Source organism: Sphingobium sp., assembly GCF_033795625.1.
Taxonomy (GTDB): Bacteria; Pseudomonadota; Alphaproteobacteria; order Sphingomonadales; family Sphingomonadaceae; genus Sphingobium.
The window spans coordinates 1-505 of record NZ_JARYGI010000156.1 but is presented as its reverse complement, the minus strand read 5'-3'; the positions used below and the strand labels follow the sequence as shown (position 1 = coordinate 505).

Annotated in this window: 1 protein-coding gene; it reads left to right on the top strand. The window is 60.4% G+C overall.

Going from position 1 to position 505, the window contains the following annotated elements; all coding sequences use genetic code 11:
* The coding region (locus QHC67_RS19140) for a hypothetical protein (RefSeq protein WP_319296761.1) at window positions 1–360 on the top strand (360 nt) is incomplete at its 5' end.
* Window positions 361–505 lie beyond the last annotated feature (145 nt).

Genomic DNA, 505 nt, shown 5'->3' with positions numbered 1-505 from the left:
TGGTGGCTGGGGATGGCGACGACGGCGCGCGTTGACGTTCTCGCCGCATTCTATGGCGGCGCACTTGCGGGCTATCTGAACGTCCTGTTTTTCCCGATGACGGCGCTCATGGTGCTGGGTGTCGGCTATGTCCGGGAGCGTCTGGACGGATTCGTGGGTCCAGGCGATGGAACGCCGCTGTCCGATGAAGAGGCATCGGACGCCGCAAGGCGCATTTGGGAAGACCATGACCGGGCGGTGAAAAACTCCCGGGCTGGGTTTGACATGTTGGACCCGCGGTCGGGATTGCTCTGGATCGGCAATCCGGCGAACCCTAACAACCCGGGGTACATTGACCCGCATACAGGCAAGCACCGCTAGCGCTTCTTGAAGCTGCTATCGCCGTCGCCAAGGCTGCCTTTGATGTCAGTAGAAAAGCTTCCTCTGGAGAGGACGGAGTTTTGTTCCACTGACGTCAGTGGCCCGGTGATGTCGAAAGTGGCGCGACCATCATCTGCGTTCTGGA